We start from the raw sequence: 244 nt of genomic DNA, 5'->3' as shown, positions 1-244 counted from the left end.
GGCATCACCTTTGGCTTGCGCCGCCACGCGGGGTGTTGCAATTCCGAGCGCCAACCCTCCGCCGGCGACGCTTGCGAGTTTCATAAAGCTGCGGCGCGAAACGGGTCCAACTGTGGGTTCCCCGGAAAGATGTGTGCCGCCGGCAAGTGTCTCAATGCCATGAAATCGCATGGTCTTCCACCCTCAGGCCAGGACGCGTGCGGCGTCTTTGATGGCCGCACGAATCCGTTGGTAAGTTCCGCAA

At 61.5% G+C, this 244-nt stretch carries 1 protein-coding gene; it reads right to left on the bottom strand.

The genetic code is table 11. The features are described from left to right. Positions 1–171, bottom strand: a 171-nt coding sequence (locus SB847_RS21990) for a twin-arginine translocation signal domain-containing protein (RefSeq protein WP_410578857.1), incomplete at its 3' end; no start/stop codon positions are given. Positions 172–244: the final 73 nt, after the last annotated feature.

It is taken from the genome of Bacillus sp. SIMBA_026 (genome assembly GCF_046535335.1).
In the GTDB taxonomy this organism is placed as follows: Bacteria; Bacillota; Bacilli; order Bacillales; family Bacillaceae; genus Bacillus; species Bacillus velezensis.
This window is presented reverse-complemented; position numbering and strand designations above follow the sequence as displayed.